Annotated in this window: 20 protein-coding genes; 5 read left to right on the top strand and 15 right to left on the bottom strand. The window is 64.1% G+C overall.

Going from position 1 to position 21589, the window contains the following annotated elements; translation table 11 throughout:
• Positions 1 to 31 precede the first annotated feature (31 nt).
• The 3 genes from NKH02_RS22025 to NKH02_RS22015 all read right to left on the bottom strand — a co-directional run bounded on the left by NKH02_RS22025 (position 32) and on the right by NKH02_RS22015 (position 3811).
• Positions 32 to 1057 carry a sugar ABC transporter substrate-binding protein gene (locus NKH02_RS22025; RefSeq protein ID WP_352881425.1) on the bottom strand — a complete coding sequence of 342 codons (1026 nt, stop codon included), beginning with the start codon at positions 1055 to 1057 and terminating at the stop codon, positions 32 to 34.
• Positions 1058 to 1120: 63 nt separating this feature from the next.
• Complete coding sequence (locus NKH02_RS22020; RefSeq protein WP_352881422.1) at positions 1121 to 2107, bottom strand: ABC transporter permease; 987 nt, start codon at positions 2105 to 2107, stop codon at positions 1121 to 1123.
• 270 nt (positions 2108 to 2377) lie between these two features.
• Entirely contained in the window at positions 2378 to 3811 is a 1434-nt protein-coding gene (locus NKH02_RS22015) for a DHA2 family efflux MFS transporter permease subunit (protein ID WP_352881419.1), read from the bottom strand.
• Positions 3812 to 3933: 122 nt separating this feature from the next.
• Here NKH02_RS22015 and NKH02_RS22010 point away from each other — a divergent pair, with 122 nt between their 5' ends.
• Positions 3934 to 4935, top strand: coding sequence for an ornithine cyclodeaminase family protein (locus NKH02_RS22010; RefSeq protein WP_352881417.1), 1002 nt, complete (start codon positions 3934 to 3936; stop codon positions 4933 to 4935).
• Positions 4932 to 6449 (top strand): HAL/PAL/TAL family ammonia-lyase, encoded by a 1518-nt coding sequence (locus NKH02_RS22005; protein WP_352881414.1) that lies wholly within the window; start codon positions 4932 to 4934, stop codon positions 6447 to 6449. Before NKH02_RS22010 ends, NKH02_RS22005 begins: the two co-directional genes overlap by 4 nt.
• Here NKH02_RS22005 and NKH02_RS22000 read toward each other — a convergent pair.
• The 11 genes from NKH02_RS22000 to NKH02_RS21950 all read right to left on the bottom strand — a co-directional run bounded on the left by NKH02_RS22000 (position 6414) and on the right by NKH02_RS21950 (position 17908).
• A complete protein-coding gene (locus tag NKH02_RS22000) occupies positions 6414 to 7214 on the bottom strand; it encodes a 3-methyl-2-oxobutanoate hydroxymethyltransferase (RefSeq protein WP_352659027.1) in 801 nt (266 codons plus the stop codon). The genes NKH02_RS22005 and NKH02_RS22000 overlap by 36 nt on opposite strands.
• Before the next feature lie 36 nt (positions 7215 to 7250).
• Entirely contained in the window at positions 7251 to 7565 is a 315-nt protein-coding gene (locus NKH02_RS21995; RefSeq protein ID WP_352873288.1) for a MocE family 2Fe-2S type ferredoxin, read from the bottom strand.
• Between the two features lie 17 nt (positions 7566 to 7582).
• On the bottom strand, positions 7583 to 8665 hold the full coding sequence (locus NKH02_RS21990; protein ID WP_352881411.1) for a fatty acid desaturase family protein: 1083 nt from the start codon (positions 8663 to 8665) through the stop codon (positions 7583 to 7585).
• A gap of 49 nt (positions 8666 to 8714) precedes the next feature.
• Positions 8715 to 9896: an aldose 1-epimerase family protein gene (locus tag NKH02_RS21985; protein WP_352881410.1), complete on the bottom strand. Its 1182-nt coding sequence runs from the start codon at positions 9894 to 9896 to the stop codon at positions 8715 to 8717.
• A 57-nt stretch (positions 9897 to 9953) separates the two neighbouring features.
• Positions 9954 to 10868, bottom strand: coding sequence for a sugar phosphate isomerase/epimerase family protein (locus NKH02_RS21980; protein WP_352881408.1), 915 nt, complete (start codon positions 10866 to 10868; stop codon positions 9954 to 9956).
• 34 nt (positions 10869 to 10902) lie between these two features.
• Complete coding sequence (locus NKH02_RS21975) at positions 10903 to 11991, bottom strand: Gfo/Idh/MocA family protein (RefSeq protein WP_352881405.1); 1089 nt, start codon at positions 11989 to 11991, stop codon at positions 10903 to 10905.
• Between the two features lie 35 nt (positions 11992 to 12026).
• Entirely contained in the window at positions 12027 to 13103 is a 1077-nt protein-coding gene (locus NKH02_RS21970) for an ABC transporter ATP-binding protein (protein WP_352881402.1), read from the bottom strand.
• A gap of 202 nt (positions 13104 to 13305) precedes the next feature.
• The gene (locus tag NKH02_RS21965) at positions 13306 to 14400 is read right to left on the bottom strand and encodes an ABC transporter ATP-binding protein (protein ID WP_352881399.1); all 1095 of its coding nucleotides are present in this window, start codon (positions 14398 to 14400) and stop codon (positions 13306 to 13308) included.
• Positions 14397 to 15356, bottom strand: a complete 960-nt coding sequence (locus tag NKH02_RS21960; protein WP_352881397.1) for a carbohydrate ABC transporter permease — start codon at positions 15354 to 15356, stop codon at positions 14397 to 14399. The genes NKH02_RS21965 and NKH02_RS21960 overlap by 4 nt, the downstream gene beginning before the upstream one ends.
• Positions 15353 to 16213 carry a carbohydrate ABC transporter permease gene (locus tag NKH02_RS21955; protein ID WP_183450686.1) on the bottom strand — a complete coding sequence of 287 codons (861 nt, stop codon included), beginning with the start codon at positions 16211 to 16213 and terminating at the stop codon, positions 15353 to 15355. The genes NKH02_RS21960 and NKH02_RS21955 overlap by 4 nt, the downstream gene beginning before the upstream one ends.
• 81 nt (positions 16214 to 16294) lie before the next feature.
• Positions 16295 to 17908, bottom strand: coding sequence for an extracellular solute-binding protein (locus NKH02_RS21950; RefSeq protein ID WP_352881394.1), 1614 nt, complete (start codon positions 17906 to 17908; stop codon positions 16295 to 16297).
• A 335-nt stretch (positions 17909 to 18243) separates the two neighbouring features.
• Between NKH02_RS21950 and NKH02_RS21945 the strand changes: the two genes are divergently transcribed.
• Positions 18244 to 19272, top strand: coding sequence for a LacI family DNA-binding transcriptional regulator (locus NKH02_RS21945; protein WP_352873302.1), 1029 nt, complete (start codon positions 18244 to 18246; stop codon positions 19270 to 19272).
• A 20-nt stretch (positions 19273 to 19292) separates the two neighbouring features.
• Here NKH02_RS21945 and NKH02_RS21940 read toward each other — a convergent pair whose 3' ends face one another.
• Positions 19293 to 19760 carry an ABC transporter substrate-binding protein gene (locus tag NKH02_RS21940; protein WP_352881483.1) on the bottom strand — a complete coding sequence of 156 codons (468 nt, stop codon included), beginning with the start codon at positions 19758 to 19760 and terminating at the stop codon, positions 19293 to 19295.
• On the opposite strand from NKH02_RS21940, the gene NKH02_RS21935 reads away from it, so the two are divergent.
• On the top strand, positions 19726 to 20820 hold the full coding sequence (locus tag NKH02_RS21935) for a TonB-dependent receptor domain-containing protein (RefSeq protein WP_352881392.1): 1095 nt from the start codon (positions 19726 to 19728) through the stop codon (positions 20818 to 20820). The two genes, NKH02_RS21940 and NKH02_RS21935, sit on opposite strands and share 35 nt — an antisense overlap.
• A 1-nt stretch (position 20821) precedes the next feature.
• Positions 20822 to 21574, top strand: coding sequence for a siderophore-interacting protein (locus NKH02_RS21930; protein ID WP_352881389.1), 753 nt, complete (start codon positions 20822 to 20824; stop codon positions 21572 to 21574).
• Positions 21575 to 21589 lie beyond the last annotated feature (15 nt).

Here is a 21589-nt window from a genome sequence, read left to right as displayed (position 1 = left end):
GGCCACCTCGTTGATATCAATCGCGCAGATCCTACTTCGCCGCCGCCTCGGCCTGCAGCGCCTTCAGATCCCAGCAGCTGTCGGGCTTGAGGTCGGCCTTGGTCGTCGCCTTCTCCAGCGTGTAGATGTAGGTGTGCGAGGTACCGGCCGGCTGCCCGCTCTGCAGCAGGAACTTGATGATGGCGTTCATGTCGCCCGACTGGCGGGCAAGATCGGTCATCACCACGGCGCCATACGTGCCGTCCTGCAGCTTGTCGCAATCGGCCGTCTTCTCGCCACCGCCGGTGGTGACCAGGAACACCTTGCCGTCGAGCTTGGCGTCGCGGATCGCGGCGGAAGCGCCGGTGGCGTCACCGTCCCAGAAATCGATGATCGAGCAAATGTCCGGGTTCTGCTGCAGCATCGTCGTCGTCACGTTGCGCGAGGTCGTTGCGTCCCAGTTGGAGTCGGGCTTCGCCACGACCTTGAAGTCGGGATGCTTGTCCAGCACCTTCATGATGCCGGCATACTGATAGAGGCTCGACGAATTCGCCTGGTCGCCCTGCACGAGGCCGATCTTCTTCGACGAGGTTTCGCCGCAGCCCTTGATCGCCGCTTCGGCCTCGAGCTGGCCAAGCCGGTCCCAGTCGCTGCCGATAAAGGCGTCGGCCGGGAAGTTGGCGGGATTGTCGACCAGGATGACGTAGGTGCCGGCGGCCTGCGCCTTCTTCATCAGCTTGGAGTAGGAGTTTAGGTCCGGTGCATGGATGATCAGCACATCAGGCCTGGTGTCCGACGAGATGGCGTCGGTGATCGCCTGCGCGCCGGCATCGACGACCCAGTTCGGGTCGCGCGTCTCCAACACGCCGCCCCAGGCCTCGACTTCGGTCTTCAGATAGTGCGCCCAACCCTGCGCAAGATCGAAGCCCATCGCCAGCGGCACCAGCATGACACGCTTGCCCTTGAGTACCTGCGCATAGGCGGCCGGGCCGGGATCGTCGGCGGCGAAGGTTGGCGCCACGAAGGCGGTGACGGCGAGTGCCGTGGCGGCGGCCATCAATGTCCTGATGAATTTCATGTCAGATCCTCTCGTTTTCGATTTTCATTGCCGGCCGATCGGGATGGATCGGACCGGGTACCCCTAGATGTCACCCTGCTGGGCGGTCTGCTCGTCACGTGGATTGATGATGCCGTCGACGATGATTGCCCCCAGCAGGATCGCCGCCTTGATCAGGTTCTGGTAGAGCAGCGGAATGTCGATGATGGTCATGGCGTTGAGCAGGATGCCGATCAGCGCCGCACCGACCAGCACATTGCGCACCCCGCCGCGCCCGCCGGACAGGCCGATGCCGCCGATCACCGCCACCAGCACGATGTCATAGAGCAGCGTCGAATTGACGACGCGGGTGTTGATCGAATGCAGGCTGGCCGCCGTCAGCAGGCCGGCGATCAGCGCGACGAAGGCGGAAAGCACATAGCGCAGCACCAGCATCGGCCGCACCGGAATGCCGATGTTGCGGGCGGCCACCGGATTGTCGCCGGCGAAATAGATGTAGCGGCCCCATTTGGTGTAGCGCAGGAACAGGAAGAACAGGAACGCCAGGCCCGCGAAGACGAACACCTCGATCGGAATATCGAGGAAGCGCAGGCCGCCCAGCAACTCGACCCAGTGGCCCTGCGGCACCGGCACGGCGTCCTGTGTGATCAGCTGCGAGCGCACATAGCCGAAGACGAAGGAGCCCGTCGCCAGCGTCACGAAAATCGCCGGCACATCGGCATAGGCAACGAGAAAGCCGTTGAGCAGACCGATGGCCAGCACGCCGGCCATCACATAGGCGAAGGCCAGCCCGTCCGGCGTCCCCGAATTCAGCAGTTGCAGATACCAGGCGACCGACATCGCCATGATCGCCACCGCCGAGAGGTCGATGCCGCGGCCGATGATGACGACGGCCATGCCGAGCGCCAATATGCCGAGCACCGACACGGAGCGGACGATGGCGACGAGGTTGTTGGGGTCGATGAAGCCTGGCAGGCCTATTGCCGCGGCGACGAACAGCACCACCGCGATGGCAAAGACAATACCTTCCTGATTCAGGCTCCTGACATTCGGCCAGCCGATCGTGTTCATGTCTGCGTTTGCCCCGATGGCAGGTGCCGCCATTCCTGGGAAGAAAGCTAATCGGCTCAGCGCCGGTTCGTCAAATGAATCCGCGTTCAGAACCCTGGCCGGCAGCGATATTCACCGAGTGGACGCATCGATTGCCGAAGCTGGCGCAATGCCCGGAAAAGCCTGCACTTTTGGCAATTGGTTGCGCCATTGCGGTCGCTCGCGAAAGCGCTGCACCAAGGCGAAAGGACAAGACGGAATTTATCTCCGCATCAGGCGGAAAAATCGATCTTAATTTCCCGGCGCGTGGCCGGAAACCTCGGCGCCCGCACCCGGCGGCAGCGCGAGAAAACGCAACGCCGCCACCAGTCCGATGGCGCCGATCGCCAGGAAGGCGATTCGAAAATCCACGAGGTCGAGAGCGGGCCGATCCCGGACGATCTGCGACAGATTGAGGATCGCCGCCGCCACCGCGACGCCGAATAGCATCGCCACTTGCTGCAGCATCGAGGACAGCGTTGCTGCCGAACTGCGCTGCGCCGCATCGATATCGGCGAAGGCCAGTGTGTTGAGCGCGGTGAACTGCATCGAGCGAGACAGGCCGGCGATCAGCATCAGCGCCACCACAAGCGCTTGCGGCGTCTGAAGCGAGACCGCCGCGCAAGCCATGATCGCCGCCGAGGCGATCAGGCCGTTGACGACCAGCACCGAACGAAAGCCGAAGCGGCGCAGCGTCGGCGTCGTCACAGTCTTCATGCCGAGATTGCCGAGGAAATAGGCAAGGATCATCATGCCGGCATCGACGGGGCTGAGGCCAAAGCCGACCTGGAACAGCAGCGGCAACAGGAACGGCGTGGCGTTGATCGCCACCCGGAAAATGGTGCCCGCGGCCAGCGTCGAGATGGCGAAGGTCAGCACCCTGAACGACGAGAGATCGAGCAGCGGATGCGGCGCACGCCTGAGATGCCGCACCGCCAGCCAACCTATGACGATGCCGGCTACGATCAGCAGCACCGTCGGCAGGACGCCATCCTCCGGATGCGCGATGCGCTCGAGGCCGTAGAGCAGCAAAGCGAGCCCGGCCGACGTGAGCACGAAGCCAGGCCAGTCCAGCGGTTTGGGGTCGGCCTCGCGGTCGCCCGGAATGAAACGCGCGACCAGCGCCAGCCCGACCACGCCGAGCGGGATGTTGATGAAGAAATTCCAGTGCCAGGACAGGTAGGTGGTGATGAAGCCGCCGAGCACCGGCCCGACCACTGGCGCAAACAGCGCCGGCCAGGTGATCAGTGCCGTGGCGTTGAGCAGCTCCGACTTCGACGCGTTGCGCAGCACGAGAATGCGTCCGACCGGCGTCATCAGCGCGCTGCCAAGCCCTTGCACGATACGTGCGGCGACGAATTGGGTCAGATTTTCAGAGAAGCCGCAGGCAAGCGAGGCCAGTGTGAACAGGACGATCGCCAGCAGGAAGATGTTGCGGGCGCCGAACCGGTCGGCGAGCCAGCCCGACAGCGGCACGAACACCGCCATGGTCAGCATGTATACGGTGATGCCGATGCTCATCGCCACCGCCGGCACGCCGAACGACTCGCCCATCTGCGGCAGCGAGGTCGAGATGATCGTCGAATCCAGCAACTGCATGAAGAAGGCGATGGCGACGATCAGCGCCACGCGCCGCGCATTGGTGGCCGTTTCGGGTAAGGCTTCAGTCTCGGGAATGGCAGTCATGACGGAACCGGTTTGAACAGCATTTGACTGGCCGCGTCCAGAGACGGCGCAACAAACTTTCGTGTCGCGCCGCCGCCTGCTATGGGGATGAGCGGGGTGGCCGAGGAAAGTGTGCGCGTAAAATGAAGCCCATCTACATCGACTACCTCAATGCCCTCGACATCGATGCCCTTGCCATGACCGATGGTGAAATCATTGCCGCCGTCGAGGCTGGCCTGGTGGCGCAAGGCAAGGGCCAGACGGTGATCGAGCCGCGCGTTCATCTCGAGCCGGACCCGTCCTTCCACGGCCATTTCAACGTCTTGCGCGGCTACGTCGCGCCGCTCGACACGGCGGGCGTGAAAATCGTCGGCGACTATGTCGACAATTACCTGCACGGGCTGCCTTCCGAATTCGGCATCCTCAATCTGTTCGATCCGCGCACCGGCACGCCGCGCGCCATCCTCGACGCCACCGTCATCACCGACATGCGCACCGGCGCCGTCACCGCAATCGGGGCCAAGCATCTGGCGCGCAAGAATTCCAAGGTGCTGGCCCATATCGGCGCGCGCGGCACCGCCTACTGGAATGTGCGCCTGCTCGACCACCTCTTCGACTTCGACGAGATCCGCGTCCATTCGCGCCGCCCGGAAAGCCGCGACGGTTTTGCCGCCAAACTGTCCGCCGACCTCGGCAAGACGGTGACGGCGGTGGCCGACTGGAAGAGCTGCATCGAGGGCGCCGACATCGTCGTCGAAGCCTCGCGGCTACCGGAGCCACAACCATTGTTGAAGACCGAATGGATCAAGCCCGGCGCGCTGGTCGTGCCCTATGGCACGATGAGTGCTGTCGAGCTGTCGCTGACGGACATCATGCGGAAGATGGTCGTCGACGACTGGGGCCAGTGCAAGGGCGGCAAGTTCGGCTCGCTACGCGCCCATGTCGAGACCGGGCGGCTGAGCGAGAAGACGCTGCATGCCGAGCTCGGCCAGATCGCCGCCGGTCTCAAGGTCGGGCGTGAGAATGACGAAGAAACGATCCTGTTCTGGCATCGCGGCCTGTCGCTGTCAGACATTGCACTGGGCAAGGCGATGCTGGCCAAGGCGCGGGCGCAGGGCATCGGCCAGAGGCTGCGCTTCGCATGAGCGCGCTTCACCTTACCGGAGCCGGCGTCGGCGTTGGCGATGTCGCCGCGGTCGCCCGCGATGGGCGCAAGGTGGAAATCGGACCTGATGTCATCGGCAGGCTGGAGAAGGCGCGAAAAGTGCTCGACCAGGCCGCCGCGTCCGGCCAGCAGATCTATGGCCTGAACACCGGCCTCGGCGCCAATCTCGGCACCGCGGTCGAGGGCGACGCCAACGCCTTCCAGCGGCAATTGCTGGAGGGGCGCAGCGGCGCGGTCGGCGAAGCGCTGCCGGTCGAAGCCGTTCGCGCAACCATGGCCGCCCGCGCAGCCATGTTGTCAGTCGGAGGCTCTGGCCTTTCGCCTTACGTCTTCGTCGCCTTGGTCGACGCGCTCAATGCCGGCGTCCATCCTGTCATGCCGTCGCTCGGCTCGATCGGCGCCGGCGATCTGGTGCTGATGACGGCACTCGCCCGCATGCTCACCGGCGAAGGCGAGGCAGACTATCAGGGTCGCCGCATGCCGGCGGTCAAGGCGCTGATGATGGCCCGTCTCGCCCCCGTCAGCCTGGCGCCGAAGGACGGCCTGTCGCTGATCAATGCTTCGGCGGTCTCAGCCGGCAGCGGCGCACTTGCGGTGACGGATGCACTGTCCGCCCTTGCCCAGCAGCAGCAGGCCGGCGCGCTGACCATGGAGGGTTTTGGTGCCAACCGAACCATCCTCGATCCGCGCGTGCATTTGGCGCGCCCGGCGGCCGGCCAGCAGGAAGCAGCCAAAGTGCTGCACGATCTGCTCGCCCGTGACGAGCCGCAGGCGCCGGCCACTTTGCAGGACCCGCTGTCGATACGCTGCATGCCGTCGATCCACGGAGCGCTGATCGATGCGATCGGTCAGGCGAGACATGCCGTCGAGATCGAGCTCAACGCCGCCGCCGACAATCCTCTGGTGCTGGGTGACGACGGGCTGGTGCTGTCGACCGGCAATTTCCACACCGCCGCACTTTCGCTGGCCTTCGAGACCCTCAGCCTGGCAATCGCTCAATGTGCCGCCGCGAGTGCCGCCCGCTTCATCCAGCTCACCGGTTCGGGCCGCAACGGCCTGCCGAAATATCTGTCGCCGGTCGGCGGCGCCTCGGCCGGCTTCGTGCCGCTGCAGAAGGTAGTGGCATCGATCCTTGCCGCCATCCGCCACAAGGCCAATCCGGTGATGCTCGACTTCCTGCCCGTGTCGGAAGGCGTCGAGGATCATGCCACGCAGACGCCGCTGGCGATCGCGAAATGCGCTGGGATGATCGACCTGTGGCGGCGGCTGATCGCCTTTGAATTGATGGCCGCCGCGCAGGCCGTCGACCTGCGTGAAGGGCTGACCCTGGCGCCACGCACCGCTGCAATTCACAAGGCAATACGCGCGCTGGTCCCTGGCTTGAAGGAGGACCGGCCGCTCGGCATCGACGCCGAAGGGCTCTACGCGATGCTCGCGGGTGGAAATTGGCAAGCGGCCTTAAGCCCGACCGACCTTGTCCAGGAACAGGCGTAGTTCGCCCGGATCCATATGCACGACATGCCTGTCCTCGGGATAGGCAAGGCTGTTGACGTCGGCGACATATTCCGAGAACGCGGCGATGCGCTCTGCTTGCAACCGATCGTATTCGGCGGCGAAATTGCGATAGACCTTGGAATGGCGCGGCATGTGGCCACGGTTCTGGCCAAGAATGTCATCGGCGAACAGATATTGCGCGTCGCAGCCTGTGCCCGCCCCCATCGACAGCATGATCAGCGACGTGCGCTCCGAGATCGCTTTCGCCACCTCGACCGGCACCACCTCGATTTCCGCGCCGATGGCGCCGGCGGCCTCCAACTGCTTGACCGCCGCGAAGATCTCCATGGCGGTGTCGGCCGTCTTGCCGACGGCTTTGAAGCCGCCGGTCCAGGTGGCGCGCGACGGGATCAGGCCGACATGGCCGATGACCGGGATCGCATCGTCGGCCATCCGCTTGATGGTGGCGTAGCCGGCGCTGCAATAGACCGCGTCGGCCCCGGCCTTGTAGAGCCGGAAGGCCCAGCGCAGGAAATCGTCTGACGTGCCGATCTCGTAGAAATTGTCTCCCGGCATGGTGAACAGACTGGGCGCCGCGTCGCGGTATTGCGGGTTGAGCACCAGTTCGGGCGGCACCGAAACGATGTCGACCCCTGCCCGCTCGGCCGCCTCGGCCTCGTCCATCGTCAGCACGCGCAGCATGGTCAGCTGGCGCTTGCCCTTCATGGCGCGCAGGTCCGCGACGGTCGGTCTTTTTCGGCTCATCGAAAGGGTTCCCCTCTTGTTGTATGCTGCGGCAGGTCAGCCGATCTCGATCATGACCTTGCCAGCTTCGATCCGCACTGGATAGGTCTTGAGATTGACGCACACCGGCGCGCCCTTGGCGACACCTGTCTTGTAGTTGAAGCGGCCATTGTGCTTTGGGCATTCGATGATGTCGTCCATCACCAGCCCGTCGGCCAGATGTGCCTTCTCATGCGTGCAGTAGCCGTCGGTGGCGAAGTACTCGTCATCGGGACTGCGATAGATGGCGAAGGTGCGGCCGCCATGATCGAAGCGGATGACGTCCTCTTCCTCGACATCATTGACCCCACACGCTTCCACCCAGTCGGCCATCTCTGTCTCCTGCGACTCTATTCCGCTGCCGCCGGAACGGTCAGCGCGTGGAACTCCTCCCGGTACGGTCGCGCCGTCGGCGGCAATTCACGCTTGAGGAAATAGTCCTCGTACCGGAGCTGCCTGATAAGCACCGGCCAGACCTCGCGATAGGCATGCCACATCGATGGATTGGGCTCGGGCAGATCGTGCTTGATCAGTTCGTGCAGTTTCGGCAGCGCATGATAGGGCACCATCGGGAACATATGATGTTCGACGTGATAATTCATGTTCCAGTAGATGAAGCGGCTGATCGGGTTCATGTAGACGGTGCGCGTGTTCAGCCGGTGGTCGGTGACATTGTCGGCCAGGCCGATATGCTGCAGCAGGCCGGTCAGCACCATGTGCCAGCTGCCGTAGAGGCGCGGCAGGCCGATCAGCACCAGCGGCAGGAACGACCACAAATAGAACGCCAGCGCGATCGTCGCGACATAGATGGCGACATGCCAGCGCGCGGCGGTGACCACCTTGCGCAGCTCCATCTCGGGGATAAAACTCTTTTCGTCGGGCGAGATGCTGCCGAACGCATTGCGCACCAGTGTCGGCAGCGAATAACGGAAATCGAGAACGCCGGTGAAGGCAAGTGCGGCGCGCAGCAGGTCCGGCGGACGCATCACCGCGATCTCGGCGTCGCGGCCGACGATGATGGTGTCGGTGTGGTGGCGGGCATGGCTCCAGCGCCAGGTCACCGGATTGCGCATCAGCATGAAGCTGGCGATCTGGTAGACGACATCGTTCATCCAGCGGGTGCGGAAGGCGGTGCCGTGGCCGCATTCGTGCCAGCGCGAGTCGCTGGAGGAGCCGTAAAGCACGCCATAGACGAGCAGGAACGGCACCACCCACCACGTGCTCCAGAACCAGATGATCCCGGCGGCGGAGCCCAGTATGGCAGTGATCCAGATGATCGTGTCGCGGATCGCCGGTCCGTCCGAGCGTTGCATCAGCTCCTTCATCGCCTTGCGCGGCACATCGGTGTGATACCATTCGGCCGAGGCCAGCCCGGTCTCGATCGCGATGCGTGTGCTTTCGCCGACCAGGCTGTAGTCGCGCTTTCTTCCCATCACATCGACCTCCGATTTCCGGCCCGCCAGCCGGAGCATTCGTTTCGCATCATGCCCTGCCCGCCAGTCTCGGAAAATTGCCCGACGGCACAGGATAATCCTGTTGCGGCTGCCTGGCGATCGACGCGATCTTCGCTTCAGCCGCGGCAATCGCGCCGGCGCCGTCGAGCACCCGGAACACCGCGTCATAGGAACGACTTTCGCCATGCTCCAGCCAGATCATCTCGCCGCGCTCGCGCGCCGCGAGATTGCCGAGCACATGGTGTGTCGAGGGCTCTATGCCGAGCGCATACTGCCCTGCCTGGAAATTCTGCCATTGATAGGCGCAAGGCAGCTGGTCCTTGCGGGTCACCACCTCGAAGCCAAGTCCGAGACGGTCGTTGACAACAGCCACTGGCACCTCGCCATTGGCGTCCGCCGCCATCTCGTGCTGCCAGACCTGCTCGCTGAAACCCAGTCGCGGCGCCGGCACCGTGCGGTAGCCGACCTTCTGCGCCTCGTAGAGCTCGCCATCATGGCCTGCCCAGACGACGTCCCGGATCGGCGCCAGATAGCGCGCGCCCTCGTCGAGCAAGGGGTGGCTGACATTGACATGGTAGAAATACATATGCGGCGTACGGTTGAAGCCGTGATTGACGACGCGGTCCGACAGCCGGATCTCGTTGCCGCCGACATCGGCCTCGATGCGCCGCAATAAATGCAGATCCTCGCCGAACACCGCCGATTGCTGGACGATCCCTTCGGCCCACAGCACGCAGCGGTCGCCATCCCAGGCCTCGCCATACCCGGTCAGCCGCGCCGGAATGGTGCCGACGCGGCCGTGCAGCGAATGCACCACGGTCTTCCTGCCCGGATAGTTGTAGGTATCGACCGGCACTTCTTCCCGGCCCAATATATGGTCGAGGCCGCAGGTGACGAGCAGGCCGGAAAAGGAGCGCGCCCAGGCCAGTCCGCCTTCCCCCTCGTAATCGTGCAGGCCGGGGTTGCGAAAGCCGCTCGGCGAATGCCAGCCGATCGCCTGGCCCTTGAAGTCGCAATCGGCGATATCGAGCGCCCGGTCGACCAGCGCCGTGAAGCGCAGGCCCGAACCGGTGCGGAACTCCAGCATGCGGATGCCGCGTTCCACCCCGTCGCCAAGCGTCATCAGCCGCACGCCGGCGAACTGCGACAGCATGCCCGAACGTTCCGATACCTGACGGCGCGAAAGCGTCTTGCCGTAGAGTTCTACCATGTCACGGCCGCTTCTTCACTGCACTGTCGTCCCATCAATCGGCTGCGCTAATGACCATCAAAGACCGTTGGCGCGGAACTTCCCGTCGAGGAACTTCTTGGCGCGCGGCACGTCGTCTTCCGAGAGATGCTCGATGATCACCGGGATGTTCGGATGCTTCTGCGCCAGCCGCTGAAGGTAGAGATCGTAGTTCAGCGAGCCGAGGCCGGGTGCCGGCAGCTCGATCTCGCCGACGCCGCGGAACGTATGGCTCTCCAGTGCGTCCTCGTCGCCGATATCGGCGTGCTTCTCGGACTTGTCGCCGCCCGAGCGCTTGACGTCCTTGGCGTGCGCTATTCTGATCTTGTCGGTCAGCGTGTCGAACACCTGGTTCAGGATCTGGTCCATGCGGTCGATGTTGTGCGTCTCGAAATAATTCGTCGGATCCATCAAGAGTCCAAGGCCGGGATGATCGACCTGCGCGAACATCTTCACCGTCTCCTCGACCGAGCCGACGACGTTGTTGACATAGGTCTCGAGCAGGAACACCGCGCCGTGGTCATAGGCCGTCTGGGCAAGATCAGCGACCACCTTGCGGCATTCCTCGAACCCTTCCTCGGTCTTGTTCTTGGGGTGATGCACCCAGTCGGATTCGGTGTTGTAGGTGCCGGTCTCCGAGATCACGTACGGGCTGCCGAAATGGCGGGCGTTGCGGATGATCTCCTTGAGGTAGCCGACGCGCCTGTCGCGCTCGGCCTTGTCCGGATGGATGATGTTGGTGTAGCCCGACACGCAGCAGACCGGCAGATTGTGGTCGCGGAAAACGTCGCGCACGGTCTTGGCCTTGTCCTTGGTGATCTGCCCGGCCGACAGGTCGACATCCTTGAAATGCAGGTCGAGCTGCACCGTGTTGAAACCGAGCCCGCGGATCTTCTTCGCCGTCTCTTCGAGGCCGTACGGGAAATAGCCCGTGAAAATACCTGCCTGCATCATGGTGTGAATTCCTCCCTTTAAGCGACTCAGTGATTCAGTTTGTCGAGATTTCGGACAGCTTGACCGTGCGGCCCTCGTCGATCGAGCGGTAGCCCGCCTCGACCAGCGCCATGGTCTTGACGTTGTCGGCGACCGACAGCGCCGGCGGCGTGCCGGTCTTCACCGCGTGCTGGAGCTGTTCCATCACGCCGATAAAGGCATGCGGGAACCACATCGTGTCCCAGCTCGGGCTGACCCACTCGCCGCCGGTCGTCTCGGTGGAAGCATAGGTCAGCGTCGAGGCCGCACCTGTCGGCCAGCCGATGGTGCCCTTGGCGACCCCCTTGGTGCCGTCGACGCGCCAGTTGATGTGCTGGTCGTCCTTGTAGCCATCCTGGCGCGGGCCGGACCAGACATCCTCCAGCGACACGGCGAGCACGCCGGACGGGAAGCGCAGCGTCGACACGGTGATGCCGTCGGAATGGTCGAATTTCGTGCGCGGATCCTTGCGCGTCAGCGTGGTGATTTCATCCGGGTCGCCGAACAGGAAGCGCAACACGTCGAGATGGTGCACGCTCATATTGGCGAGCGTCAGCCGGTCATATTCTTCCAGGAAGCTCTGCCAGTGCGGGATGGCGTGCATGTCGATCTGCGCGAAGACGATGTCGCCCAGCGCGCCGCTGTCGATGATCTGCTTCAAGACCCGCATCGACTGGTCGTAGCGCATGTTTTGGTTGACCGAGAGGATCTTGCCGGCCTTGGCCGCCTCGTCGCGCAGCTTGACCGCTTCCTCGACCGACAGCGCCAATGGCTTCTGCGCCAGGATCGCCTTGATGTGCTTCTGCTTCAGTGCGTGACGGATCAGCGCCGGCTGCTGGTCGGGCGGAAAGGCAAGGTCGATGATCTCGACATTCGTATCCTCGATCAGCTGCTCCGGCGTGTCGTGCACGGTCGGGATGGCCCAGCGCGCCGCCACCTTCTCGGCGCTGGCCCGGGTGCGCGAGGCGATCGCCACCACCGGGAAGCCAGCTTCCTTGTAGGCAGCGAGATGACACTCGGCCATGATCATGCCAGCGCCGACGCAGCCGATCTTGAATTCCTCCGTGCGGACCTTCACGTCCGGCTCGAAGCCCTTGTTTGCCATCTGATCCTCCCGAAGCTCTTTCCTTGCGGCCGCCGTCATCGTGCCAGCGCTCCCCCGCTCTGTCCGAAATAATGCACCCTGGCCGCCTCACAGGATATCGCCACCATGGCGTCGGGCCGGATGTCAGGCTGGCCGCGCAGCAATGCCTTTAGCCGCGCCTGCCCGGCAGCGAGCGTCAGCACGGTGTAGCCGCCAAGCGGCTCGACCTCGAACACCCGCGCTGGGCGGCCCGGGCCCCCATCCCCTTTTCCATCAACGGGCCACGGTCCGACCTTGATGTCTTCCGGCCGCAGTCCGATCTCGACGGCGTCCGCGGGCGCCGCCTTGTCGGCAATGCGGATCGTGCCTTCGGCCGCCTCGACACCGCCCTCGCCGCGCACCGATCGAAGGATGTTCATCATCGGCGAGCCGAGCAGCCGCGCCACATAGGTGCTGGCCGGACGGTCATAGAGTTCGGCTGGTGCACCGATCTGCCTGATCCTGCCGTCCTCCAGCATAGCGATGCGATCGGCGACCGACATCGCCTCTTCCTGGTCGTGCGTGACATAGATTAGCGTCTTGCCGAGCTCGCGCTGGATGCGCTTCAACTCGACGCGCGTTTCTTCGCGTAGCCTGGCGTCGAGCGCCGAGATCGGATCGTCCATCAGATAGGCGTTGGGATCGCGCACCAGGGCACGCGCGATCGCCACGCGCTGCCGCTCGCCTCCCGAAAGCTGGCCCGGCGGCTTGTGCAGGATGTGGCCGATATGCAGCTTCGCCGCGACGTCGGCGACCCGCCTTTTGATGTCGACCTCGGCGACCCGGCGTTCGACCAGGGGGAAGCGGACATTGTCGAGCGCGCTCATATGCGGAAACAGCGCCAGGTTCTGAAACACCATCGCCACGTTGCGCTCGGCCGGCGACACCTCGTTGACCGGTCTGCCGCCGATCAGGATCTCTCCGGTATCAGGGGTCTCAAGCCCAAGCACCAGGCGCAGGATGGTCGACTTTCCCGACAGTGGCGGCCCAAAGAAGCAGAAAAACTCATTGTCGTTGACGGTGAACGAGGCGTCGTCGACGGCGAGTGTGCCGCCGTAGCGCTTGGTCACATTGCGGAAGACGATATCGGCCATGGTTCAGTCCGCTCCGCTGGTTGAGAACAGACTGTCGGCCTTGGCGCTGCCCCTCATCCGCCTGCCGGCACCTTCTCCCCGTATAATGACGGGGAGAAGGGAGATGGCCGCAACGCCGGCGACCCCCTCTCCCCGTTCTTCACGGGGAGAGGGTAAGGGTGAGGGGCAGCGCCGGCCTGCGAAATATGACTGGGCGAACATCTCAGCCCCCCGCCTTGATCGCGCGGCCAGTGCCAGCGTCGAAGACACGCACCGACGACACGGTGGGTGCGACGATGGCGGTGTCGCCGATCGCCAGTCCGACATCATTGTCGAACACCGTTTTCACGGCAGCCTCGCCCTGCCCGAGATGAACGATCGTGCGCGCACCGATCCGCTCGACGAAGGTCACCGGCATGGCGAGGCCCTGACCATTCTGCACCAGCGTCGCCTGTTCCGGCCGGAATCCGTAAAGCACCTCGCCGCGCGCACCACGAACGGCCGCCGCCAGATCACTCGGCAGCGGCGGGGTGATGCCCACCGGTCCGAGATCGACGACCAGCCCACGGTCGCTCTCCGCCGGCCTGCCCTTGAGCAGGTTCATGCCCGGCGCGCCGATGAAGCGGGCGACGAAGACATTGGCCGGATCGTTGTAGACCTCAAGCGGCGTGCCGACCTGCTGCAGCACGCCATGATCCATGACCGCGATGCGGTCGGCCATGGTCATCGCCTCTAGCTGGTCGTGGGTGACATAGACCATGGTCTGGCGAAACTGGCGCTGCAGCTGCTTCAGTTCGGTGCGCATGACAGCCCGGAAAGCGGCGTCGACATTGGACAGCGGCTCGTCGAGCAGGAAGATCGCCGGCTCCATGATCGCCGAGCGGCCGATCGCCACCCGCTGCAATATGTTGACCGACAGCCGGTCGGCCTTACGGTCGAGCAGCGGCGTCAGCTGCAGCATTTCGGCGATGGCGCCGACACGGCGGTCGATCTCGGCTTTGGCAGCCCCTCCCATTTTTGGACCGTAGCCAAGGTTCTGGCGCACCGTCATATGGGTGAAGATGGCGTAGTTCTGGAACACGAAGCCAACGCCGCGCCGCCCCATCGGCACGCCGGCCATGTCGCGCTCACCGAACAGGATCTTGCCGCCGGTCGGTTCCTCCATGCCGGCGATCATGTTCATCGTCGTCGACTTGCCGCAGCCCGACGGCCCGAGCAGCGCCATGAACTCGCCGTCTGATATTGCCAGGTCCATGGTCTTCAGCGCGGTGAAGTCGCCGAATTTCTTGACCAGGTTCTGCAGGTGGATCGCGCTCATGCCAGTACCTCGCGTGCCCGCGCCATGCGCTTCATGGCGAACACCGCGACGATCGAGAGCACGACCAATATGGCCAGCGCGATCGCCGCCACATAGCCCCAGATCAAATCCTGCGTGGTGAGCTTGTAGATATAGACGGAGATGGTCTCGGTGGCGACGCCGGGACCGCCGCCGGTCATGATGTAGAGCGTATCGAAGATCTTGAAGTTCTCGATCACCCTGATCGCCAGCGCGATGATGATGATCGTCTTCATCTTCGGCAGCACGATGGTGACGAAACGCTGCCACGGATTGGCGCCGAGCAGCGTCGCCGCCTTGATCTGGTCCTCCGGCACGCCGACCAGGCCGGCGAGCAGGATGAGGAACATCAGCGGCGTCCACTGCCAGATGTCGGCGACCATGACGGCAATCAGCGCCAGCGTCGGATCCGACAGCCAGGCGATGGTGACAGTCGAGCCGGTGAGCGCTGACAATATGTCGTTCACCGGGCCGCCCGACTGGAACAGCATGAAGAACATGTAGCCGGCCACCGCCGGCACCACCATCATCGGCATCAGCAGGATCGAATAGAACACCCGCTTGCCCGGAAAATCGTCGGCAAACAGCGTCGCCAGCGCCAGCCCGAGCAGGAACTCCGCCGGCACGCAGACGATCATGACGATGGCCGTGCGCTTCAGCGCGCTCCAGAAGCGTGGATCGGCGGCAAGATCGGTGTAGTTGGCAAAACTGTTCCACATCGACCAGGCGTTCCACCAGCCGAGGCCCGACAGCGGCGACCAGTCGGTGACGCTGATGTAAAGTTGCATCAGCAACGGGAAGGCCGAGATGAACAGCACCAGGATCTGCGCCGGCAGCGTCAGCCGGAAACCCAGCCTTACGCCCTCGTCGCGCGAAACCGGCCTTGCTGCGACGGTTTTCATCTCGTCCTTTGAAATCATGGCAGTCACCGCGCTCATTGCTTGAGCGCCCCGAATGTCAGCCCGCGCACCAGATGGCGCTGGATGGCGATGCCCATGATCACCGGCGGCACGGCGGCGATCAGGCCGAGCGCTGCCTTGGCGCCATAGAGCTGCCCGGTCATCGAGGACGACAGCGAGGCCATGTAGACCGGGATCGTCACCCATTCGCGCGTCGTCAGAAGCAGCGCGATCAGATAGTCCGACCAGTTGAGGATGAAGACGAAGAGTGCCGCACTGGCCAGCGGCGCGCGCATCATCGGCAGCGTGATGCGGGTAAAGACGCGCAGCCGCGAACAGCCTTCGACCAGGGCCGCCTCCTCGATCTCGCGCGGCATGTCGTCGAAGAACGTCTTCATCAGCCAGAAGGCGAAGGGCAAGGTGACGATGCCGTAGATCAGCGCCAGGCCCCACCAGCTGTCGGTGAAGTTCAGGAAGGCCCACATGATCATCACCGGGATCATCACCGCCATCGGCGGAAACAGCCTGAGCTGGATCAGTGCCAGCGGCAGGTTCTGGCCGGAGCCGAAACGCGACAGTCCGTAAGCCGCGGCAGTGCCCGCCGACATGGCGATCACCGTGCCGAAAACCGCCGACAGCAGAGACGAGAGGATAGGTTTCAGCGCGGTGCGGTCGAGCGCGACGATCAGATTGTTGGTCGACTCGCCGAAGACGAAACGGAAATTGCTGAGCGTCGGGTTCTTCGGCCACCATGTCAGGTCGGCACCGGTCGCCGACCATTCGGCGATCGGCTTGAACGCCATCGACACCATCCACAGGATCGGCACCAGCGTCACCGCCATGGCCGCGAGGATCGCGGCGTAGCGGAATATCTCGAAGGGAATGGAACGCTTCATCTGGCGGCTTTGCTGGTGGCGTTGTGGGCGGAGGGGAGAAGCAAGCTCCTCCCCTCCTTCGATGTGATCCAGGGAGACGGATCAGACGATCGGATCGAGAACTGTCGGCCAGGCCTCCTTGTTGGTCTTGATGGCTTCGAGCAATTTGTCCTCGCCGGTGCGGCGGGCGATCTTCTTCCATTCGGCCTCGGTGTCGGCCATCGCCTGCTCTGATGTCTTGGCCTTGGTCAGCGCCGCCATGAGGTTCTCGTCCAGCGCATTGTGGAAGGCTGTCGCGCCGGGATAGTTGATGGTCGGCACGGTGCGGGCTACCGTCTCGCGCACCACGTCCATGTGGTAGGCATGGTATGTCTGGCGCACCAGCGGATCGGAGAAATCCGAAAGCCGGAACGGGTCCAGGTAACCACCGGGGTTGGCGCTCATCCACGCGTAGATGCGGGCGGAACCCAGCCATTGCAGCAGGAGATAGGCAACCTCCTGGTTCTTCGACTGCGACGAGACCATGCCGGTCAGCGAGAACCACAGCACGGAACGGCTGATCAGCTTGCCGTCGATCTCGCGGCCGGGCGGCAGCATTGAGCCGATCTTGCCCGTGACAGCCGAGTCCTTGTTGCCGGCATTGTCGAGGAATTTCGGCAGATTGGAGAAGGCACAGGTCATCGCCGCACCGCCCTTGGCGAAATTACCGTATTGCTCCGGCCAACCCCAGGAGATCGCATCCGGCGAATGATGCGCGAGCGAAGCGACATATTCGTTGGTAGCGGCAACGCCTTGCTCGGAATTGATCATTGGCTTGCCGTCATCGCCAAACAGGAACTGGTTGGGCGAGGCCATCGAGACATAGCGCTGATACCAGTTGGTATAGCCCCAGCCCTGGTTGCGCAGGTCGGTCGAGCCGAACAGACCCTTGTCCGGACGCTGGAAGAAGGCGGCGATGTCGCCATGCTGCTTCCAAGTCTTCGGCGGCGTCAGATCGTAGCCGTATTTGTCCTTGAACGCCTTCTTCTCGGCTTCGTCGCCGAACAGGTCGCTGCGGTAGACCCAGGTCTGGAAGTCGCCGTCCAGCGACACGCCATAGTTCGAGCCGCGATATTTGTTGAGCAGCGACACGCCCTTGGCGCCGTTGACATACCCGTTCGTGGGATCGTCCCACTCGGGCTTGTACTGCGCGACGAAGTCGTCGAGCTTGGCGATGCCGCCGGTCTCGGCGAGGTCGCCGAGGCGGTTCCATTCGGTCGAATAGATGTCGTAGGCCCCACCCTTGGTGGAGATGTCCTGCATCGTCTTGGTGAATTCCTGGCCGTTCGGCAGGCCGACGATTTCGATCGGAATGCCGGTCTCCTTCTCCCACAGATCCTTGATCGATGGCGCGCCGGCCGGGAACGGCTGCGTGAGCTGGCCGATCGAGCCGTCGGACAGGCCGAGTACGATCTTGGCCGGCGCCTTGCCGGCACCCTTTAGCGCCTTGGCCGCCTCGATGGCGCGTCCTTCCGGCGTGTCGGCGCCGTACTGATAGCGCTCGGCCCCATCGAAGCCCGTCGGGCCGCCGATCATGCCTGGCGCCAGCGCGTCGGCCGCGTAGGCGCGGCCGGGACGAATGAATTGCGGCGCAATGCCAGTGGCGGCCATGATCACGGCGGCCTTTCCTCCGGACGCAAGCAAGCGACGCCGCGAGATGCGGATCAAATTGGACATTGAAACTCCTCCCTTAGGGCCACGTTTCCTCCACGACCCTATGAGGGATATTGACGGCAGCATGGGAAGGCTGTCAACATCATAAATAGTCAAAAGACATCACAACATTGCAAAAGGGCGAGGAAATGCGCAAACCCGGGATCCATACCTCACTCCTGATGCCTCGATCTGAGGGAAAACGCCTCTTCCCGGGTCTGCGAAGCCCTGCCGGGCGATTTGATTTAGCCCGGCGGCTTGCACATCGGCCAAGGGCGGATACATCATTTCCCATCAGAATCGCGGACGGCACGAAAGCCGTCGCCAGCCGACCTGACGCATGCAGGAGATGAAAGACGTTGCGGTCCACCCTGACTGACATAGCCCGGGAAGCCGGTGTCTCGGCCGCCACGGTCGACCGAGTGCTCAACAACCGCCCCGGCGTACGGGCGCGCACGCGAGAAATCGTGCTCGAAATGGCGCAGCGCCTCGGCTATATCGCCGAAAGCCCGAATGGGGCGCCGCCGCGGCCTTTGCCCGGCGACATCATCCGGCTTGATTTCGCGCTGCCCGCCGGTACCAATTCCTTCATCAAGATGCTGCACCGCCAGATCGAGGCGCAGGCGCGGTCACGGCCAGACCTCGACGTTCACATTGCCACCATCGAAGGGTTCAATCCGGATCGTCTCGCCCGCCTGCTGCAGGATCTGCGCGGCCGGACGCAAGGCGTCGGCGTCATCGCGCTCGACCATCCGACGGTGCGCGAGGCGATCCGCTCGCTGTCGGCCAACGACATCAAGGTGGTGACCATCGCCTCCGACATCCTGCATGTGCCCAGGGTCGCCTATATCGGCATCGACAACCGCGCCGCCGGGCGGCTGGCCGGCTATCTGCTCAACCGCTTCATGGGATCCGGTCGTCCGGGCAAGGTGGCGCTGTTCGCCGGCTCGCTGTCCTATCGCGGCCATGAGGAACGCGAGATGGGCTTCCGCCATATCCTGACGGAGGAATCGCCCAATCTGCAGATCGTCGAGATGCGCGAAATGCTCGACGACCGCGAGAAGGCCTATTCAGAAGCGTCCGCCCTGCTGGAGCGGCACCCCGACCTTGCCGCGATCTACAATGTCGGCGCCGGCAACACCGGCATCGCCCGGGCGCTCAAGGAGCGCGGCCGCGCCCAGTCCATGGTCTTCCTCGGCCACGAGGTGACGGACGGCACCAAGGACCTCCTGCTCGACGGCACGCTCGACGCGGTCATCGACCAGAACCCGCGTGTCGAGGCCCGAGAAGCGCTCAACACCCTGACCCATGCGGTCCGGGGGCTGCCCTATGAACTGCACCAGCCAAGGCTGCAGGTGATCTTCAAGGAGAACATCCCGGAGATCTGAGCAGCAAGCTTGGTCAACGCTTATCCTTCTGGATAAAGCGCCTTCGCCAGGTCGCGGATAGCATCTGATGTCCGCGGGCCGAAGCCGATCATATAGGCGCCGTCGAGCACGATCAGCGCCTTGTTGACCGACGCCGGCGTTGCCGCCAGCGCCCGGTTGGCGAACACCTGCTCGGGCGTGGGTCCGCCCTTGCCGTCACTCATCATCACGATCACATCCGGCGCCATCTCGATCAGTTTTTCCTCCGACGCCGCCTTGTAGCCCTGCACGACGTCCATCGGGTTGAGGCCGCCGGCATAGCGGATGATGGCGTCGGCCGAGGTGCCGGCGCCGGCGGCACTCAACTTCACGAGACCATGGAAGAACATCACCTTCTTACGCCGCCCCGGCGGAATCTTCGACGCCAGATCGGCCGCCGCCTGAAAGGCAGTGAGCACCTCGGCGGAAACCACCTTGCCCTTGTCCTCGAGCCCAAGGGCGGCGGCGATCAGCGTGATCTTGCGCTCGATGCCTTGTGGGCTGTTGTCCTGCGGGATGATCGCCCACTCGCTGACCTACGGGCTCGACTATTACTATCTCGAAGCGTCATCCGAGGCCGCTCATTTCGGTGCCGGCGAGCAGCAGGGCTACGGCGGTTTCCTGCAGTGGCAGGGCGACTACGAGAACTGGCTGCAGGTGATCGCCGCCATGCGCTACGACGGCTACCAGCTGGATGGCGAGACCCGCACCGTGCCTCCGCAGGAAGCCTCGATCTCAGGCGACCGCTGGTCGCCGCGTCTCACCGTCGGCGTTACACCGTTCGAAGGCTTCCAGCTCTATGGCACCTATTCCGAAGGCTACCGGGCGCCGGGCCTGCAGGATGTCTTCCGCGGCGGCGGCGCGCATGGCGGCGGCGATAGCTATCGACCCAATCTTCTGCTGCAGCCCGAGACGGCGAAGAACTGGGAGGCCGGCATCAACGTGAAATATGACGACGTGCTGACCGCGGGCGACCGGCTGCGTGCCAAGGTCAACGTCTTCCACACCGACGTCGAGGATTACATCGACGTCGACCTGACGGTCCTGCCGCGCACGGCGATCAACATCGGCGACGCGCGCCTGAAGGGCGTCGAGGTCGAGATGGTCTATGACTACAATTGGGGTTTTGTGAATCTTGCCGGGGCGTTGATCGACGCCAAGGTCGTCAGCGGCGTCTATTCCGGCCAGGCGCTGAGCAACACGCCGCTCGACCGTTTCTCGGCCACCATCGGCTTCCGCATGCTGGAGGACCAGCTCACCGTCGGTGCGCAATATCTCAGCGTCGGCAAGATCACCCGCACCAGCCGTACCAATCCCAACGCCATGCCGGTCGTCGACGATGGTTTCGAACTGGTCAACGTCTTCGCCAACTGGCGCGTCAACGACAACCTGAAGCTCGATTTCGGCGTCGATAACGTCTTCAACACCGCCTACACCGACCCGCAAAGCGCATGGTCGACCTCGGCGGCAACGGAACAGGGCAAGGGCCGCACTTTGAAGGTGGCCTTCACCGGCAGGATCGGAGGCTAGAATGAGCGAAGCATCGGTGCGCGAACTGGTCTGCGAAGCGCGGCTCGACCTGCGGCACCTCCCCGACTACATGGAACGCATCAGCGACAGGCTGCAGAGTTTCGAGGCCGATGCTTCGCATCATGGGCGGCGCATCGATTTCCGTTTCGCCTTTGGCCGTGCCTCCATCGACGTGGAGCGGCGGGTGATGCGGGCCAATGCCGCCGACAGCGACGGGCTGGCCCGCATCCAGGACCTGCTCGCGACGGCGGTCCAGGTCTATGCCAGGGAGGAAAACCCCGAGATCGTCTGGACCGGCGATCTCTCGGGCGAAACCAGCCTCGCTCAGTTCCGCGAGATGACGGTGACGGATGTTCGCGACCTTACCGCTCATATGCGCCGCATTCGCCTCGCCGGCGAGGACCTTTCCCGCTTCGCCAAATTCGGCGGCATGCATATCCGCATACTGTTCCCGACCAGGGAGGTGCCCGATCCGCTGTGGCCGGTGCTCGGCGGCAATGGCCTGCCGGCCTGGCCAGCCGACGACCGGCGACCGGTGGCACGCGTCTACACCATCCGCGCGCTCGACGTGACCAAGGGCACCATCGATGTCGACTTCCTCGTCCATCCCGGTGAGAGTGTCGGGGGCGCCCGGGGGGGGGCGGCCGGGGGCGGGGGGGGGGGGGGGCCGCGCCCGGGGGGGCGCCCCGCGCCCCCCCGCCCCTGGGGGGGGGGACCCACTCGGCGTCGCGCCCCGCACCGCGAGGGGGCATAGCGCGGCGCGGCGCGG

Origin of the sequence: Mesorhizobium sp. M1396 (assembly GCF_040317725.1) — a bacterium.
GTDB lineage: Bacteria > Pseudomonadota > Alphaproteobacteria > Rhizobiales > Rhizobiaceae > Mesorhizobium.
Note: the sequence above shows the minus strand (reverse complement) of the source record. Positions and strands in the feature narration are given on the sequence as shown.

Bases quoted from the DNA above. Each gene is read 5' to 3' on its own strand.
- NKH02_RS22025 (WP_352881425.1), bottom strand. From the start codon at position 1,057: ATGAAATTCATCAGGACATTGATGGCCGCCGCCACGGCACTCGCCGTC.
- NKH02_RS22020 (WP_352881422.1), bottom strand. From the start codon at position 2,107: ATGAACACGATCGGCTGGCCGAATGTCAGGAGCCTGAATCAGGAAGGT.
- NKH02_RS22015 (WP_352881419.1), bottom strand. From the start codon at position 3,811: ATGACTGCCATTCCCGAGACTGAAGCCTTACCCGAAACGGCCACCAAT.
- NKH02_RS22010 (WP_352881417.1), top strand. From the start codon at position 3,934: ATGAAGCCCATCTACATCGACTACCTCAATGCCCTCGACATCGATGCC.
- NKH02_RS22005 (WP_352881414.1), top strand. From the start codon at position 4,932: ATGAGCGCGCTTCACCTTACCGGAGCCGGCGTCGGCGTTGGCGATGTC.
- NKH02_RS22000 (WP_352659027.1), bottom strand. From the start codon at position 7,214: ATGAGCCGAAAAAGACCGACCGTCGCGGACCTGCGCGCCATGAAGGGC.
- NKH02_RS21995 (WP_352873288.1), bottom strand. From the start codon at position 7,565: ATGGCCGACTGGGTGGAAGCGTGTGGGGTCAATGATGTCGAGGAAGAG.
- NKH02_RS21990 (WP_352881411.1), bottom strand. From the start codon at position 8,665: ATGGGAAGAAAGCGCGACTACAGCCTGGTCGGCGAAAGCACACGCATC.
- NKH02_RS21985 (WP_352881410.1), bottom strand. From the start codon at position 9,896: ATGGTAGAACTCTACGGCAAGACGCTTTCGCGCCGTCAGGTATCGGAA.
- NKH02_RS21980 (WP_352881408.1), bottom strand. From the start codon at position 10,868: ATGATGCAGGCAGGTATTTTCACGGGCTATTTCCCGTACGGCCTCGAA.
- NKH02_RS21975 (WP_352881405.1), bottom strand. From the start codon at position 11,991: ATGGCAAACAAGGGCTTCGAGCCGGACGTGAAGGTCCGCACGGAGGAA.
- NKH02_RS21970 (WP_352881402.1), bottom strand. From the start codon at position 13,103: ATGGCCGATATCGTCTTCCGCAATGTGACCAAGCGCTACGGCGGCACA.
- NKH02_RS21965 (WP_352881399.1), bottom strand. From the start codon at position 14,400: ATGAGCGCGATCCACCTGCAGAACCTGGTCAAGAAATTCGGCGACTTC.
- NKH02_RS21960 (WP_352881397.1), bottom strand. From the start codon at position 15,356: ATGAGCGCGGTGACTGCCATGATTTCAAAGGACGAGATGAAAACCGTC.
- NKH02_RS21955 (WP_183450686.1), bottom strand. From the start codon at position 16,213: ATGAAGCGTTCCATTCCCTTCGAGATATTCCGCTACGCCGCGATCCTC.
- NKH02_RS21950 (WP_352881394.1), bottom strand. From the start codon at position 17,908: ATGTCCAATTTGATCCGCATCTCGCGGCGTCGCTTGCTTGCGTCCGGA.
- NKH02_RS21930 (WP_352881389.1), top strand. From the start codon at position 20,822: ATGAGCGAAGCATCGGTGCGCGAACTGGTCTGCGAAGCGCGGCTCGAC.